Source organism: Deltaproteobacteria bacterium (genome assembly GCA_040223695.1).
GTDB lineage: Bacteria > Desulfobacterota_D > UBA1144 > Nemesobacterales > UBA2774 > JAVKFU01.
On record JAVKFU010000007.1, the window covers coordinates 27,439 to 44,934 of the forward strand.

12 protein-coding genes are annotated in these 17,496 nt (G+C 40.8%); 3 read left to right on the forward strand and 9 right to left on the reverse strand.

Annotation, left to right across the window (positions count from 1 at the left end):
- The first annotated feature begins 387 nt into the window (after positions 1 to 387).
- Positions 388 to 2,184 carry a recombinase family protein gene (locus RIG61_00955; protein ID MEQ9617727.1) on the forward strand — a complete coding sequence of 599 codons (1,797 nt, stop codon included), beginning with the start codon at positions 388 to 390 and terminating at the stop codon, positions 2,182 to 2,184.
- Positions 2,185 to 2,464: 280 nt separating this feature from the next.
- Here RIG61_00955 and RIG61_00960 read toward each other — a convergent pair whose 3' ends face one another.
- The 3 genes from RIG61_00960 to RIG61_00970 form a co-directional block, all read right to left on the reverse strand.
- A complete protein-coding gene (locus tag RIG61_00960; protein ID MEQ9617728.1) occupies positions 2,465 to 2,710 on the reverse strand; it encodes a hypothetical protein in 246 nt (81 codons plus the stop codon).
- Positions 2,711 to 3,030: 320 nt separating this feature from the next.
- A complete protein-coding gene (locus RIG61_00965) occupies positions 3,031 to 4,842 on the reverse strand; it encodes an AAA family ATPase (protein MEQ9617729.1) in 1,812 nt (603 codons plus the stop codon).
- 548 nt (positions 4,843 to 5,390) lie between these two features.
- Positions 5,391 to 6,527: an HD domain-containing protein gene (locus RIG61_00970; GenBank protein MEQ9617730.1), complete on the reverse strand. Its 1,137-nt coding sequence runs from the start codon at positions 6,525 to 6,527 to the stop codon at positions 5,391 to 5,393.
- Between the two features lie 1,009 nt (positions 6,528 to 7,536).
- On the opposite strand from RIG61_00970, the gene RIG61_00975 reads away from it, so the two are divergent.
- Positions 7,537 to 9,402, forward strand: a complete 1,866-nt coding sequence (locus RIG61_00975; GenBank protein ID MEQ9617731.1) for a J domain-containing protein — start codon at positions 7,537 to 7,539, stop codon at positions 9,400 to 9,402.
- Positions 9,403 to 9,556: 154 nt separating this feature from the next.
- On the opposite strand, the gene RIG61_00980 is transcribed toward RIG61_00975, so the two are convergent.
- The 6 genes from RIG61_00980 to RIG61_01005 all read right to left on the reverse strand — a co-directional run bounded on the left by RIG61_00980 (position 9,557) and on the right by RIG61_01005 (position 16,193).
- Positions 9,557 to 11,998, reverse strand: a complete 2,442-nt coding sequence (locus RIG61_00980) for an AAA family ATPase (protein ID MEQ9617732.1) — start codon at positions 11,996 to 11,998, stop codon at positions 9,557 to 9,559.
- Positions 11,988 to 13,100, reverse strand: coding sequence for a DNA repair exonuclease (locus tag RIG61_00985; GenBank protein ID MEQ9617733.1), 1,113 nt, complete (start codon positions 13,098 to 13,100; stop codon positions 11,988 to 11,990). The genes RIG61_00980 and RIG61_00985 overlap by 11 nt, the downstream gene beginning before the upstream one ends.
- A 710-nt stretch (positions 13,101 to 13,810) precedes the next feature.
- The gene (locus tag RIG61_00990; GenBank protein ID MEQ9617734.1) at positions 13,811 to 14,251 is read right to left on the reverse strand and encodes a hypothetical protein; all 441 of its coding nucleotides are present in this window, start codon (positions 14,249 to 14,251) and stop codon (positions 13,811 to 13,813) included.
- 18 nt (positions 14,252 to 14,269) lie between these two features.
- Positions 14,270 to 14,668 carry a hypothetical protein gene (locus RIG61_00995; protein ID MEQ9617735.1) on the reverse strand — a complete coding sequence of 133 codons (399 nt, stop codon included), beginning with the start codon at positions 14,666 to 14,668 and terminating at the stop codon, positions 14,270 to 14,272.
- Between the two features lie 188 nt (positions 14,669 to 14,856).
- Positions 14,857 to 15,975, reverse strand: a complete 1,119-nt coding sequence (locus tag RIG61_01000; protein MEQ9617736.1) for a hypothetical protein — start codon at positions 15,973 to 15,975, stop codon at positions 14,857 to 14,859.
- Positions 15,976 to 16,028: 53 nt separating this feature from the next.
- A complete protein-coding gene (locus tag RIG61_01005) occupies positions 16,029 to 16,193 on the reverse strand; it encodes a hypothetical protein (protein MEQ9617737.1) in 165 nt (54 codons plus the stop codon).
- 116 nt (positions 16,194 to 16,309) lie between these two features.
- Here RIG61_01005 and RIG61_01010 point away from each other — a divergent pair, with 116 nt between their 5' ends.
- Positions 16,310 to 17,494 carry a type IV secretion system DNA-binding domain-containing protein gene (locus RIG61_01010; protein ID MEQ9617738.1) on the forward strand — a complete coding sequence of 395 codons (1,185 nt, stop codon included), beginning with the start codon at positions 16,310 to 16,312 and terminating at the stop codon, positions 17,492 to 17,494.
- Positions 17,495 to 17,496: the final 2 nt, after the last annotated feature.

The following is a 17,496-nucleotide window of genomic DNA, read 5'->3' on the forward strand; positions in this document are numbered from 1 at the left end:
AGTAATAGTATGTTACCACATTCTAGTTTGGTTTATTGGGCAAGTTTCCCTCCCTTTTGCTTCTTCCGTTTGTATTTCAAGCTTGATACATTATGAACCGCAATGAATCGAAACAAGGCATTAAACAAGGGTACGTAGAAAGATATAAAGAAATGTATAAAGACAAAACTGGACAAGAAATCAGTGATCAAGAAGCATTGAGACACTTTGAGAAGCTTCTTATGCTCGCAAAAGCAGTCTATAAACCAATTCCAATTTCTGACAACGATGAGAAGCAGAGAAACAGTCATTCACGGTAGGTGGATACCGTAACCTTGTATATTTATCGGCCGGGAGATACAATGCAGATTGTGCTCCATTATTAGAAGCAATGCCATCCTTTGATTCGTGTACTCGTCACAAGTAAAAATTAAATATTTCGCTTACTGCAGAAAATCTACGGAAGATTCCAAGCGGCAGGTAGCCTCTATCAACGACCAAAAAAGCGTTATTTTAACACTCGTTGAGCGTGAAAACCTCAATCTTATAGGAGACCCTTTTACTGAAGAAAAAAGCGCGAAGAAACCGGGGAGACAAGTGTTTAATGAAATGCTCGACAGGATAGAAAAAGAGGAGGCAAATGGGATTCTGTGTTGGGATATTGACAGGCTCTATAGAAACCCTATAGATGAGGGGAGGCTACGATGGATGCTCCAAAATGGGATTATAAAAGAAATCCGTACACCATATCGGATGTTTTATCCTGACGATGCCGGACTTTTAATGGGAGTTGAAGGTGGCCGAGCAACAGATTATGTAATTAGGCTTTCAAAAAACGTAAAGCGTGCCTTCGGAAGAAAACTCAATGAGGGATGGCGACCTGGGCCCGCCCCTGTCGGGTATATGAACATGGGTGAGACCGGCGCTAAAATAATAGTCCCCGACCCCGAGCGTTTTGAGCTTATACGTAAAATGTGGGACCTGATGCTTACGGGAAACTATTCGGTTTTGCGCATTAGAGATATCGCAACCCATGAGTGGGGATTAAGAACAAGAGCCACAAGAAAAATGGGAGGCAAGCCGCTGAGTATGAGTCATATCTACAAGATTTTCAGCGATACATTCTATTACGGATGGTATTTATGGAAAGACCCGGATACTGGAGAGCAGAGATTGTATCAAGGAATGCATCAACCAATGATCACAGAGCAAGAATTCGCAAGGATACAAATACTGCTCGGTAAAAATACTAACCCCCGGCCCAAGAAACGCACATTTCCATATAGTGGGCTAATGAGGTGTGGTGAGTGCACTTCTAGTATTACTGCTGAAGAAAAGAATCAACTTATTTGTGATGGATGCAAACATAAGTTTTCGTATGAAAATAAAACTTCTTGCCCTAAGTGTGACATCCAAATATCCGAGATGAGAGGACCTAAATTTTTGCATTACGTCTATTATCACTGCACAAAAAAGAAAAATACTGCATGCACACAAAAATCGATACGGGTGAAAGAGCTTGAGAGGCAGTACAATGAGCAGCTCCTACGTCTCAAGATTGACAAGGATTATTTTAAGCTCGCTCTTGATTACCTTCGAGAGACTCAAATGACGACGGCAGAAGAAGAGAAAGCCATTCGCCAGTCATTGCAGAAAGCATACGATAACTGTCAAATCCGTATCAACAATCTTAATAAGGAATATACCTCGCCCCAGAATGAGAATTACGCTCTTTACTCTCCTGATGAATTTAAATCATTGAAAGGCGAGCTTTTGAAGGAAAGAAATGGGATTGAACAAGAGCTGAAGAATATAAAACATAATCTTGATAGAACATATGAGCTTTCTGAACGCACATTTAATTTCTGCGTTTACGCCTCTTACCATTTCACGAATGGGGATTTTCAAACCAAAAAGGAGATATTCTCTGCCATAGGTTCGAACCTGACGCTAAAGGACGGAAAACTTAGAATTGAAGCCCTTGAACCGTATATTCTGATTGAGAATGCGCTTTCAACTATACACGATGAAATTAGCAGGTTCGAACCTAACAATAATGGCTTCAATAAAAGAAAAGAAGCAGCTTTTGCTGCTTCCATTCCAATCTGGCTGGGGACCTTGGAGGACGTTAGAACCTGGATTTATGAAAACCAAGGATGGTTTGATGTTCCGGTATTAGTAAAAATACTTAGAAAATTATCCTAATTAACCACACCAAGACACCGCTAACAATTCCGAGGACTCCAATCATGGTTATCATTGAATTGCTGACGAACGATGACTCGCCTCGTTTTATATTTTCTCCAGTCATCGCGGCTTTCCCAAATAGAGTAACCAAAAAGCCGACTAAAACACCAATAAGTGCTCCTATTTTTAGGCCGGTTATTATTTTTGCGCCAAAAACGACTCCCCAGAAACTTCCAGTAATGGCCCCTAAAAAAAGCGCTGTAGATTATTGAGACAAACATTAATAATATACAAAAAATTAATGCTCAAGTTTGATGCCGATTTTTTGGGCAATTTCCTGAAACCATCGGTCATGACGGTCCATTCTATTTTTCATCGCTGCCATTTCTTGAAAATAGGTATCTGCTTTCTTTATGTACGCGTCTACCGCATTAGTTAAGTTATTTACATCAGCCTTATCCGCTTTATTCTCTAACGTCATCCCTATCTTCTCAAACTTCCCATCCAAATATTCAATTAATTCTTTGGAATCATTTTCGTTCATATATGTCTATAATAGATTATTTATACTCGCCAAGTCAAAGGAGGGTAAATTCGCCTTTCCAGGCAACTTTTGCTGGGGACCTTGGGGGACGTTAGAACATGGATTCATGAAAACCAAGGGTGGTTTCAAGTTCCGGTGCTAACTCAAATTGAATTATAATTCCATTATATTGTTTTCAGGTTGAATAAGAAGTGCGGGGAATTTGCCCATTAAGACAACTCTCACCGCAGGAACAGCTGTCTTTCAAAAAACAGGAAATTACCGACTATTAGATTTTACAGTTAGTGTCCTTTGAGATATTAAGCTTGTCAGCCTAATCATCATGGAATCCCGTAAATCTGGCGAAGTTTTGCTGTGAATGGAGTCGGCAGACTGCCACTATCTACCAATGAAACAAAATGATTCAAAACCGCTAGTGGCTTATTACGGCCTTGATAAGAAAAACCAAGTTCATCCTCTATAGTAGGGTTGTAGGTTATTACTGGCGTTCCAGCACGAACAGTGCTTGCTATAAGAGCATTGTCTGGATCGGTGGAATTGTCAATATCATGAACAACAAGATAATCAATTTGAAAATGATTTAGGACCCTACAAAACAAAGGGATAAGGTCCTTTGAATGACAATTGATAAACGTCGTATCGCGCTTCTGGCCTGGATCGGCTGAAAAGAAACTAAGCAGATCGGGTGCCTTTTGGAAAACTGCCATTTCTGTATCACCCTCTACAAGTACGACTCTTTTTGCAAAAAACAGTTCGTTCACCGCCGGATCAAACTCCAGAATCATACGAAAACGATCTCTCTCCTCTCGTGCACTCGTACCTGAAAATATATCAGTCATAACTTGCAATGTACTCACATTACGATTCGCATCCTTCTGAAAGCGGACAATATTCTTATGACTATCGGAAATATCTATAAGCGTAGGAGAGTGCGTGGTACAAATGACCTGATATTTATCTTGAGCCGTGAGTGACATAAGTACATCTTTCATACGCCGTAACATATGCGGGTGCATATAGATCTCAGGCTCTTCAATTCCAAAAATTACCGATCGTTTGTCCCAGCCTTCCGTATTCACGCCATCAACCGCTCGTGAATAATCATTAAGGATTTGCAACAATGTAATGACAAGACAACGTTGTAAACCATGTCCTTGTAGTGGCACATCTGTTTTGAATCCATCGTCTATTTTCAAAACCGTGCCTGGTAAAATATGAGCATTTAGATCAATGTCTTTAGGTTCGATGAAGGCTTGCGCTTGTATCACTGACGAAAGTTTGTCAGTGATATCGGTTTCAAGTTGCGAAATCTCTCCAGCCTGAGTCCACTCCGGATGTGCAGCGTCTGGTTTGAACAGAGCCTGAACACGCTTCAATTGTTCATTTAGAGCAATTACTTCGGGCTTCACAGCTAGCTTTCTTTCAAGAATTAGGTTAATAATTTTCCCGTAAGTAGTTATGTCTTTTGCCTTCGTTTCTTCACTTACATCTTGAACGGCTGGAACATAAACGAATTGAGGCAAAATGCTGTTTGCATTTGATTTCCAACTTCCCCCGCCCCCAGGATTGTTGGCCCAGTCGTTAGTATATGTTATTAATTCCGGGCGTGTTTCTCTTATTTTTTGTCTAAGCAACTCTTTGGTTGCTTCGTTACATCGATTATGTCCGGCTTCTGTTCTAACTTCTGCTATCAATTCATTAAATTCATCGGGCCAGCCATTTGTCCAGGTCGTTCCTTGCTCCGGCCACCCAGTTATTAATTCAATACGTTGATATGAAAAGTATTGTTCTTCCCATACCTCCTTATCACCATCGACTTCAAGCCAGAATTTCTTCCGTAGTATCCACTTATCACCATTCATGCGGCCCTGAACTGCGGGCTTAAGCCTTTCTTCCTCAGTCAATTCCGTGAAATGGCCAATAAATTCAATTGCAGACACCTCATCGCAGATTTCATTTCGATAAAGTCCCCTGTCTTTGATCTGCTTACCGCTCAAGAAAAGCTCCAGTGCTTGTAACACTGTAGATTTACCAGCATTATTTTCTCCAATAAGAAAAAGAATTTCATCCCATTCGAGACTGATTGAACTTAAGTTCTTGAAGTTTTTGATTTCAAATTTTATGAGCTTCATGGATTCAAGGTTATAAGCATTTTTATGATTCTCAGACTCCGAATCAATATTTCATTTTTTTAGAATGAAATATAAGCAGTAACATTAATTAAACATCAAATTGATGCAATTTTTCAAGTCGGATAAAGTGGCTATGAAATGATATCACCTCCACAGTATTTCATTTTTCTTTGTTCCTTGAAGTCCCTATATTTTCGCTATGGTACATCCCACGAATGATGTTGTAAAGAATAATCATTTTTTTGATTAATTGCCGACATGATCAATGTCAGTCTTGAGTAAGCAGATTAATGTCATTAGTATCGTAATAATCCTTATATTATCCTTCACATTGCTGAGTTCTCGAAGAATGATAACGTCATACATTGATTTCGACAATCTGCTGAACTGCTCCCTATAGTAGGCGAATAAGTTAAGTTAGATTTATGACAAATAACTCTATATATTGTTCATTGGAATGCTTTGGTAGCGTAAATTCATCTTAACTTAAATTTAAGCTTAAACCGAAACTCACAAAAGGGGATCAGTCCTTAAAGAGGTAACACTAATCATAACATCAAATCTGCATATAATTCTCCAAAATTAATATCTTTAATATTTCTTCTGTCATATTCGTTCCTTAATGTTATTAAAGTCTCTTGAAAATTTATGCTAGAACATCCATTTTTTATTGCTTCACGGGCTTCTATAAATGCAGCGAGATGATCGCATGCTTTAATAATATCACCATCTCTTATAAGTTCTCCGTTAGATGGATCAGTAATATCCTCAAATTCATTTTCACAGAAAAGTCCTAACTCTTTATGCCATTCTTCTGGTACTAGTTTGTATATAATATCCATCTCTTCTTTTTCGTATTTTTTGATCAATTCATCAAGACCCGGAATAGATCTCTTTACAGGCGATATGATATCTCGAGTGAGAACTTCAGGTAAATCGTGAAAAAGACCAGTGAAATAATTATTGAAAGTCCTTTCGTGAGAAGCACCGTTCGTCAGAGAAAAAAGATAGGACATTATAGCAACAAACAGTGAATGTCCAAGAACAGAAGTTTTAGGTATCCTATGAAGATTAGACCATCTAGCCTGAAACCTGAGTTGCGCACAAAGATCTATGAATTTTAGAATACTAGGTTTGGCGCTCAATGATTTCACACATTCTAATTCTGAATAACGCTCTATTTGATCTATCAAGTTTTTTTCAACATCCTCAATTTCGAATCCACCAGGATTGATATTCTTAATAAACTTGAATTCCCAATATGAGGCTTTAAGATGAGCATACTCCAGAATTTTTTTATTTTTTGTTTCCTCATAATTTGAAAAATAATCATTAAATCTTTGAAAAAACTCATCATCCATGTTTGATATTAATTGCTCCCATTCTTTAACTACATTTTTTCTTAAAGTTTCATACTTTTCTGGATCACTTTTTATCTTATAGAAAATTGGTGGTTTTAAGTCAGTTACAACAATCCGTTGAAGAAGTTCAAAAATTCCCCCCTCAATTATCTCGATCCAACTAATACCTCCATTCTCCTCCTCTAATTTGCCTAGAACATAGGCAATCACCATCTTATGAGCTTGTTTATCTAGTTCTATGAATTCTATAGGTCGTGGTTTATCATTCCATCTTTGCATGTACGCAGAATCAAAAATCCTTAATAATAGTGAAATTCGTATCATGCCTGAAACCTCCGCATTGGTTATTTGGAACTCTGTTACTCTTTATTTTTATAGGTTACGAGTTCCATAGACGTTTGGTGTAAAGCAGATGTAATTTTACTATGGATTACCAATAAAACTGGGTGATAAAAATCTAGTGATGTGAAAATAAAAACTAAATTTAGATTAGGCATAAGTATACTAACCACAATTAAGCATTCTCCTTAATTAATCTTAATATATTTGAGTCTTTCTATAGAAAATGATTATAATGTGATTTGAAACTAGAACTTATTAACTTATAAATTTTATCAACGTAATTTTAAGATTTGGTTCATCGTTGATTTCGCATTCCAATATTTCAATGATTGACAAGCCTTTTCTCTGTAACAGGTTTATGTTTTTCATCCCTAGGCTTATTTCTTTGAGTTATATTTTCCCGAAAATTTAAATTTGTTTTTGGGAGTTTTGCTCTCTTAAAAGCATCGTGAGCATGCCAAAAAATCCATCCACTAAAGTGATTTTTTTGTGCCATTGAAGAACAATATCCGTTTTACTATATAGCCTATTATCGTGTAATTGATATCTAAAACCCAAGTTAAAATAGTAAACTTTGGACAATCAATTCTGGAGCTGTATTTTTACATTTTCCACAAGCCATTATCTCACTTCTTGTAGTCGCTTGAACGCTTAAGCTTCCTAACTGTATTATTAGACTTCTTACAAATAATAATCCAATGTATGTGATTTCTAAGATTCAACTATTATGATATCATACACTTGGATATAGACCACCTGCTCCACAGGTTACCTTATCATGGAATAAAAGACGGATCTTGAAAGCAAATTTCTTTCAACTAACGAGAGAATTATATAAAAATATCTAACTCTAAAGGTAGACCGGTTTCCGGAGACTTGACAATAAAATATTGCTGCTTTGTGAATGGATATAGAAAGTAATTTTATGTTTTACCGGACTATTGGTAATAATTAAATAACATAACAGATAATTGTGTGGGAAGTTCAGCAAGTGGGATTCTTATCACGACTAATTGGAAAACTAGGCAAACATACAGGAGAAAACACAGTAGCTCGTGGTAGTGAAAGAGGAAAGCACCATGGTCAAGGGGAGGTGCCTAACAACATTAATTTAGATTCTATCGAATATATTCCTTTACCTCAGTCACCTTGTACATGGGAACTTGATGGGCGTGACGGTTTTCAACGGGAATATGAAGATCCTCTATTAAAGGAAATATTTCAATATGGGTGGCAAGGAAAATATACAAAGGTAATAAATCTATCCAAGAAGTTAAGTATAGATCGTCTCTCTGGCCAACTAGGTCAGATAGTTGCCAAAGCTTATCGTAATACTGTCCTGAAGCGTCTCAGGGCCAATCAAATTAAGTCTGCTGCACGATGGGCAAAGGAAATGCTCGATACTGTCCCCACACATTGTACTGATACCGACAAAAGACGTTTGAACAAAATCATCCTTAAATTAGACAAGGCAAAGATTAAACATAAATTTCTACCAGTAGATGTTCCTCCGCCAAGTAGTGAACCACTATTCACATTATCCAAGGGGGATAAATGGAATATTCTTGAAGTCAAAACGCTCCCGAAGGATGAAAGACCGGATAAAACATTTCAGATCTTGGGTGTCACTTTTGATGGGGTTTTATATGCTGACCGAAATGGAAAGAGCGAGTTGGCTTCTGGCGGTCCTTCTGCACTGCGGAAACTTGATCGATCAGGGAAAGTTGTTGCTGAGCGTGCTATAAATCATGACATATATAGAGTTGGTTTCAAAGCAACAAGTAAGTACTGCATTATCATGGATAGTAATGGGTGCATTTATATATATGATAACTTTCTTAAATTGATAGCTAAAAGCGACTTACAAGAAGATAGACGAGTTAAAGAACATTTTAGAACCACAGATACGAACTATTGGGGCGAGTTTCGAAGTCAGGTCCGAGCCGTTGACGCGAGCACTGACGGGAGATATTACTTGTTTACGCTTGCCGACGAGGCTTGGTGTTGTTCATTGGATGGTGAGACGGTCTGGGGTGTTCGGATGCCACTAAATGAAGGGTGGGTGCGTGCAGTTGGTCAGAGTGCGCAACCTGATCTAGGAATTGAAGTCGAGGAAGCGCTAAAAACACTTGGACTGACTCTTCCGATAACTCCACAGGAAATCAAACAAAAATATAAGAAGTTGGCACTAAGACATCACCCTGATCGAAACCCTGGAGACACTGAAGCAGACAAACGCATGCAAGAAATAAATGAAGCTTTCCAAATACTTACCGGCATAGACCCGGCTAAAATCGATATCGTGGTTGAAGATTCAGAAACAACATATTTTCGCCGTGAGACGCCGGACCACGTGATTGAATCTGGATCAATTCGACTGGAATTTTGGGGTCTAAGCGGACCAGCGCAAGACTGGATTTACTGTGCTTCATTTTTAGCACACAGCACTGGAGCATTTCTCCTAACATACTCGGGTAAAGTGGTTGAGGTGGATAGTAAAGGTCTACCTTTACGGGTCTACGATATTGGTGTAGTTCCAGACGAAATTGTAGAGGTAGGTAACTATATCTACATACTCACTTCAACTCGTTTATATGTCTTAGAACAAAAAAATAATCTCATAGCTTTCGTAGATGTGTTCCGCAAGGGAAGATTGCTTGTGACAACTACAGGCTTCGGCCTTCTGGATAGTAAGTGTTTCAAGTGGTTTACACCATCTGGTGACCAGTCGGGAGAGGTCATTACACGTCACCCAATTCGAGCATTATACAATTCAGAGTACGGCATTGTGATTGAGACTCGACAACATCGCACAACCATAAGTGGTCTGAGTCTATTTGATTCAACCAAACATTAGTCAAGGTAAACTAAGGCTTATGAGTTATTTTAAAATAAATAGCTACTGACTCATATACAGAAACGTATTTTGAATAATATACTTTGAGAAAACTTTTTGATATTATCCCTTTTTCCACTTCCCAAGATGATTATTGTTCTACTATCAGCAGACTTCACCCAAATTTCACCTCATACCCTTGTTCCATCTCCTTGGCATGCTCCGGATGGCAGGTCATCACCAGCACTTGATGTTTCTTTGAAAACTCATAGATACCATCAACAGCCTGGTTTCGGCGATCAGGATCCATATCGACCAGAGGATCATCCAGTACAACCACACCCAACCGCTTATCCATGAGATGATCACACAAGGCAAACCGCCAAGCCAAGGCCACTGACCCTTTTGTACCATGGGAAAGCAGTTGAAAAGTCAATTCCTGCTTATTATTCGTCACAAACGCCTCCGGCATATCCTGCTCCATCCTCACCGTCTTGAACCGCTTGCCAGAAACAATTGAAAGCCACTTCAGAAATGAATCCTTTACACCTTTAAAAGTATCCACATCAAGAGAATTCAACAGCTCTTCCGTCTTTTCTTGAACACGGGCCAGAATCTCTGCTTCTCTGTTAATTCGCTCAAATTCCGCCTCGGCTTCTTGCTTTTGTGCATTAAGCTCTTCAGAAGAAGTATCTGATGCCTGACCTTCCAAACGGGCCCGCCCCTCCTTATTTTCTGAAATCTTTTCCTTAAGTTCGCTAATTTCCTGATCCAATTGATCCATATAATTTAAAAAAGATTCAGCAGATTCAAATTCCTTCGGTAAGTCAGGAAGTACCTCGACCTCTTTATTCAAATCCCGATATTGAACTAGAAGATCACCCAGTGCCTCGGCGACTTTATCATGATTATCATATTTATTCTTCCATTCAGCCAACTGGCCTTCCTTCTCCAGCTTCTCTTTTTCGAGTCCATCTCTTCTGGATGTAGCCTCTGCCAAATCTTCAGAAATCTTTATAGAGTCCCGTACCTCTTTATCAGGCTTGTATTCTTCTAGCTTCTGCTTCAACATCTCTAGATCATCATCTCCCAACCCTTCCCGGAATTGGTTTTCGGCCTGTTCCAGATGAAACAGCTTATCCCGGTACAGTCGCTCCATCGACTCCGCCTCTTGAAGATCCTGCGCCCCTGCCTCCTTAAGCTTCCTACTAAATGATTCTCCTTTTTCCTCAAGCTCCTGTACAGTCTGCTCGATATCCCCGTCACCAGAAAAAACGCTGATCTTCAGCTCATTGGTTTCCAGCGTAAATCCACCAGTAGCTGTCCTCTTTTTCTCATCTCCCTTATTAAGAGAAATAGTCTCAGAATTTTCCTTACTAACCTCCTGCCAATCAAATTCCGTATCGACTTTACCTTCCACCGATATTCTTAGCTTCGCCGCTTCCACCCGAGCTTCCAGACGATCCATATGCACATTAAAATTCCGCAGATCAGTAATTTGCTCTTCGGTTACCTGTGTGGCTTCCTCCACCTCTCGTTTCATCTCACCGGCTTTTTTCTTTAAATCCTCCAGATTTTGGATCCGTTCTTTAAGCATTCTCAATTCCTGCTGCTTCTGCACTTGTTGTAATTCCTGCTGATACTGATTAATGTGCTGCTCTAATTCTTTAATTTGAGTCGCAATACTCTCAAGCCGCTGATCCAACAACGGCCACTGCTTATTGATCTCCCGAATAGATTCCAGTTCTTGTCCAATTTCCTTCAGTTTATACTCTTTATTCTGTCGCCGTTGGATTCCACTCTTCAGAGGACTGAGCTTCTCATGATCTTGCTTTTTCTCCTGAAGCTGCTCTGTCAGCCATCCTATTTCCTTATTCAAACCATCAAGTCTTTGCTCAAATTCCAGCGCAGATTCATAATCGATCTTGGACTTTTCCTTTCGATAAAATGCTTCCACCACCTTACCGAGTCCAACTTTATACGGATTTTGAATACCCCGGTTGTTTTCAGGATACTGCTGTCCTCGGTTCCATTTTTTAAAATAGTTTTCAAACTTGTCATCCACGATCTTCCGGAAACGATCCACAGAAATCCCACCCGTCTCCATCACGCTTTTCCGCAACACCGCTCCCAGCTCATTCCGCACCTGTTCTTCCTGCTTCATCTGTTTCAGTGTCTCCTGAAGGCCAGACTGATTCGACAACAAAATCGTTCGCATTGTGGCCGGTGATACAGGTAACAACTCAAAAATCTGTTTTTGAACGTCCTCTTCGTTAGTGATTTCCGTTCCATCCGGAAGGCGGATACTAGCACTCCCCTCACGATTCCCTTTTTTCCAGGTTTTCTGAATGTGCACCTGCGAACCTTCTTCCAGTTCGAGTAATATCTTCAGGCGGATAATGTCACCTCCACCAACCGGGAAAAAGTTGCCCATTTCATCTTCCAGTTGCCTAGCCGTCTTGCTGGTGGATGTTAGAAGTCCGTGTACCACCGCCTGAAACAGTGTAGACTTGCCCGCCTCATTAGGCCCAAGCAATATATTCAGTCCATTTTCAAATGAAAAGGTTTTGTCTTGGATCGCCGCATATGGGTGTAGCCGGATGGATCTAATTCTCATCTTTTACCTCTTGGATTATTTCGTAGGCCATTTGCAATGCCTGTTCATCCTCATCTTCAAAGAATTCAGAAAGCAGCCGATAGGGAAAAGACCCTTCGGGGAATTCCTGCCTGATCTGCTCTCTAGTCACCCGTTGTACTAAATCGCTATCATGCAATTTCAATTCCAGCACGTTTTTTCTAAGCGTCGGGAGGGTTGACCTCCACTCATCATACAACTCAGGATCCAGATGCCCTTCCAAGGTAAGTTGAAGGACTACATGGGAATAATCATCCTTGGTAATAGAATCCACCAGCTTCTTCAGATCCTGCTCCTTTTCCAACGTCTCGAGACGCTGTACAAACAGGTAGGTTCCGGTGCTAAGTATTTCGGCCTCAATTTCTTTATTTTCATTTATTGTGATAAAGAAAGCGTGTCCTTCATGCCGGCAGTCGAAACCGTCAGGCTCGGGGGTACCCGGATTAAAAATTAAATCCCTGTTCCCCGGTTTTTCAGGCCAGGTAACATGCGTATGACCCAACAGCCAGATATTCACTCCGGTATTCTTGAGTTCTTTTAGTATCATGGGATAATATCGCTGTTCAAAATCCGGTGATACTCCTTCGATACTTCCATGAGCTATGCCAATTTGAATCATTTCCTGGTTCTTTTCAACTTCCCTGATCCAGCCGATAGCGTTTTCATTCGAATGCTTGGCATTGCAGGGACCGGGATAGACCATAGCTTTCAAGTCATATTCTTGCAGATCCATTGGTTTAGGGTTACTTAGCACAATAACATGCTCATCTGCCTCCTTAGCAAACCGGCTCCACAGTTCGCTGTCTTCTGTTATATAGTCATGATTCCCTGGTAGCACTAAGACTACCTTTCCCGAAAATCCATTGATAGCCCTCACAGCCCTTTGTACATCACTAGTATTCATAGAAGTGCGATCAAACAGGTCACCGGCAATACTCAGAATGTCAGACTTTTTTTCATTTGCCAGTCTTACAACAGATTCGAGAGTATCATATCTTGCCTGGATCAACTTATCCTGAGCTTCAGGATGGTCACGAAAGTGGCGACCGAGGTGAAAATCAGCAGTGTGGAGAATATTAATCATTTCGATTTAATTGCAACTTTTAACCAACATGTTATATCAGTTTTTATCCATTGGCGGGTTCGGATCATTACCGTGACTGTCGGAACAAGAAATTCGCCCATCTTGATTATGGGTACGGAGTTCGTTGAGCTTTTTTATATTTTAGAAGTGATTCAAAATAGCTCTTCCTACTCCCGAATTGTAACCACAACACAATCTAAATTTCAACCACGCCTATTGAGTATTATTAACACGTACATTTTTTTCTTCAATAGGCCTGAATAAGTATTTTCATAACACTTTTTAATGTTGCTCAAAGTTGCTGACCAACTTTTTAAGATAAATTTTACTTTCGATCTGTATTAGAGTTAACAAAAGAATAAAAATAGGACGGTAATTACTACCGTCCTTTATAGCGTGTTATTATGCTGATATTAAGTTGTAAATGTACTGATACTAAGGAGTGTTCCTCTCTGCTGTTTTCAATACTCCAGTCAAAACTACCATTAGAATATGCTTGCAGATATTCTCATGCACGAATCTGTCAGGGCACGAACAAAAGTACTTCCCCGATCCATTGATCCCTACAGCATATTCCTTCGTTTCATCTTGAACATACGCTCTTGTCTCATTCGCTTCTTGCTTGCTTGAGTATGTTTATCTTATAGCTTCCATCTACAACAGCTTTCAACGCCCTTCCTACCCGTGCTTCATCCGCTTTGTGGATGAACTCAAATTCTGCCTTCATGGTGAGTCACCTCCCCGCTATCAAGTGAATTCAGGAGATAGCTTTCGATCCTCACGAGCGTCACGATTTGCTCCAGGACTCTTAATCTCCTTTCAAGAATTTCAACCTCAGCCTTCATGAACCTTTCTTGCTTTTCGAGATGGTCGTACTGCATCTTGAGTGTTTCGTACTCGGAATTATTCTTAAGCCTTTTCTGAATTTCGGCATTTCTCAGAGTATCGTTTGAGAACATCTTCTTGCCGTTATCATCTGACTCGGTTGCTACCTCATAAGCAACTGCGGTTTCAAATTCCTTCATCTGTTCTGTAAGCGAATGCTTTTCATCAAATAGCGTTACAAAATCCAACTTCTTTCTCTGGAATGAAGCTATGAGCTCCTTAAGCTCATTCTTTAGATATATTGTTTCAGATATGATTTGATCCATGTTCATCATTACCCTCCGTTAAAATGGAATGTCTTGCTGATCGTCATGCACTTCATCATCTTTCTTGATCGGTTCATAGACATACTCCTCCAATTGCCGTGCGGCAGATTCCACCTCTTCAGTAGTGACAGAATTCCCGTTGGTCTTCAGCATCTCAACAGCCGAGCGTATTAGAGAAAGCCTCGTGATACGGACATCTTTTGCCGTTATGCTCGCTTTCATTGCTTCCTCCGCATTTATAAACTTCAGCTCCTTTATCCACTTTTTGTTTTTACCGTCTACCCTGATTTCAACCGCGTCTCCCTCTTGCGGATTATCTACAGGGTCATAGTGGGAGAAGTTAAACCAGTTGTTCCCTATCTTTATCCCTTTATCGTTTACTGACTCTACGATTCCTTTTACTGTCTTTGTTTTCATAAATGACCTCCTTGTCTTTGGAATATATAGACGGGAGGGGTGAGCCTACCGCCTGGATAGTACACATCACCCCCTTTACCGTTTACCGGATACACCCCTGCCATATATCCTTAAGGACTGGACTCATTCCGGCTTGAGTGCAGTTGGTCCGTTAGAACCAGACTCTGGCAGGAGAAAACAGGCAGGTATCAGTGAACTGCGTACTGGACTTGAGGGTTCTCCCAGTTTGAAAAATCAACCTGGGGAGCGAGATTGTCCAGGTCCCAGTTTTTCTTGAACATGAGTCCCCCTGCATGGATCAGGAGATTGAGCCTGTCCTTTTCAGGGATATGGGTATAGTGAGACCCTATCTCGGTCAAATGATTAAACACCTCATAGGCGTTTATAGGAGTTCGTGCAGAGGATTTCCAGGACAGGGATGCCGGTATCGCCTCGGGATTCTCGTAGCCGTATGCTATTGCAACTCGCGTGATAGGAATCCTTCTTTCAAGATCAGGTACAAGTATTTCCCCGTCTTCATCTTTGAGCCTTGCTATATACGAGTAGGAATTCTCGAGCTCTCTGTATGAGAGCCTCTTTTCGGTCAGCGCTGATAGAGCTTCGGGATAGCGCGATATTCTTTCGGGTTCATCCAAAATCAGATCGACAGCGTTTAAAATCCTCTCAACATTCCTGCTCTTAAAATGCATCCCTCCATAAGTGGGAGCGTAAGTCATGTTTGTACAGATTAGCCGTAAGAGGGATTCCGATATTGAGGGCGCGTACATCTCTAGGCTTGATGCCGAGAATCCTATTCCGTATCTGAACAGGTCTTCGCTCTTAGCTTCGATTGGACAGAAAGTAACCGGGGTGTAGAAAAATGCTGATGACGAAACATCGTCAATATCGACAACCATATTTTCTACACCAGCCTCCTCATGTACTTTCCTGTATATATCGTCAGTTATCTCAAGGAATCTCCTCAGAGATATGAAACTGCTCCGTCTCGGGAAAAGACCGATCACGGTGAGTGATTCGTCATCCACCTTGAATGTGATCTCCTTCTGAGACCCCGTGGTTATCCTGCCCGAAAGCTCCTTCCACAGATCAGGCATCTGTGAAGACATTGAGCACGCAAAGTAGTAGGGCACTCTGAGTACCCGGCATAACTGGCTTGCGGCTCTTTCGGAAAGTATGTATTCCCTGAAGTCCAAGGCTATCTTCCCTATTTCGGATGTTGGAACAATATCCGAGAGCCGCGCATGAACATATGACTCGTCAATCGAGCCGTTCAAATCCCTGACCTCTTCGATTGAGGTTAAACGCATATATACACCTCCTTAATATGGATTTTTTAAAGAACTTACGGCAATCCTCTTTCTTACAAGGACGGGCCGTGAAATAACGCTTTCACAAGCTCAACGACGAAGTTCCCTCCGGCGACTATCAGACCTAGGAAGACCTCGACGCTGAAGCCTTGGTTGACTCCGATCCCCAGCATGATGAGGAGAATTGCCACTGAAACTATGAAGCTTAAAATGCTCATATGCTCCCCATCTTAATGAACTGTGTAGATTGCAATAGGAGGGATAATTTGCCTGAAGAGACAACCCAAATTTCCCCTCCTATCTGGTCACTTCTTTGAACTATAGAGTAGAAAGAATGCGTGGAGACAAAGAAAATGAGGTTTTCTATATCGGGGAGACTAATTACAGGAACGAAAGGAAGAGGTTCGGGATTAAAAGAAAAGACAGGCGATCACACCTGTATGTGATTGGAAAGACCGGGACCGGGAAGTCTACGCTCATAAAGAATCTGATTATTCAGGATTTACAAAAAGGAGACGGGCTTGCGCTCCAAGACCCTCACGGTGACCTTGTTGAAACCATTGTGAGCTTGGTTCCGGAAGAACGAACTGAAGACGTGATCTATATAAACCCTTCGGATAGAAGAAACTCGATAGGTTTTAATGTATTGGAGGGTGTCAACTCCACAGAAGGAAGATATTTAATCGCTTCAGGTCTTGTCAGTATATTTAAAAAGCTCTGGGCCGACTCGTGGGGCCAGAGAACAGAGCACATTTTGAGAAACTTGATTTTGACTTTAGCTGAGTATCCAGGGGCGACACTTCTTGATTTGAATAAACTTCTTGTAGACGCGCGTTTTAGAAAAACAGTACTCCTTTATGTAAAAGACGAGAAAGTGAAGGAGTTCTGGGGGAAGGAGTTTGATAAGTGGCCACTCCGGTTCAGGGCTGAAGCGATAGCTCCTATCCAGAACAAAGCCGGGGCATTTTTAAGCAGTCCGTTTATACGAGATATAATCGGGAAGAAGAAAAGCTCCTTTAACATGAGAGAGTTGATGGATACCGGAAAAGTGCTATTGGTAAACCTTGCGAAGGGAAGGATTGGCGAGGATACGTCAATGCTTTTGGGGTCGCTATTTGTGATAAAGATTTATCTTACTGCATTGAGCAGAACAGACATACCCGAGGAGAAAAGGCAGGACTTCTATCTCTATTTAGACGAGCTCCAGAGCTTTGCCGCGGGTAGCTATGCAGACATGCTACCAGAGGCGCGTAAGTATAGGCTTTGCCTTAATTTGGTTCACCAATACATTGACCAGATTGATAAAAAAACCGTCTCCGCGATTCTTGGGAATGTAGGAACGATTATTTCATTTAGAGTAAGTGCCAGGGATGCGGAGTATTTGGAAAAGGAATTTTATCCCAACTTTAAAGTGGGAGATTTGGTTCATCTTCCAGGCTTTCATATCTATATCAGGCTTATGATTGATGGGGCTAGTTCGAAGGCGTTTAGTGCAACATCTCTTCCAGATCAAATTTGAAG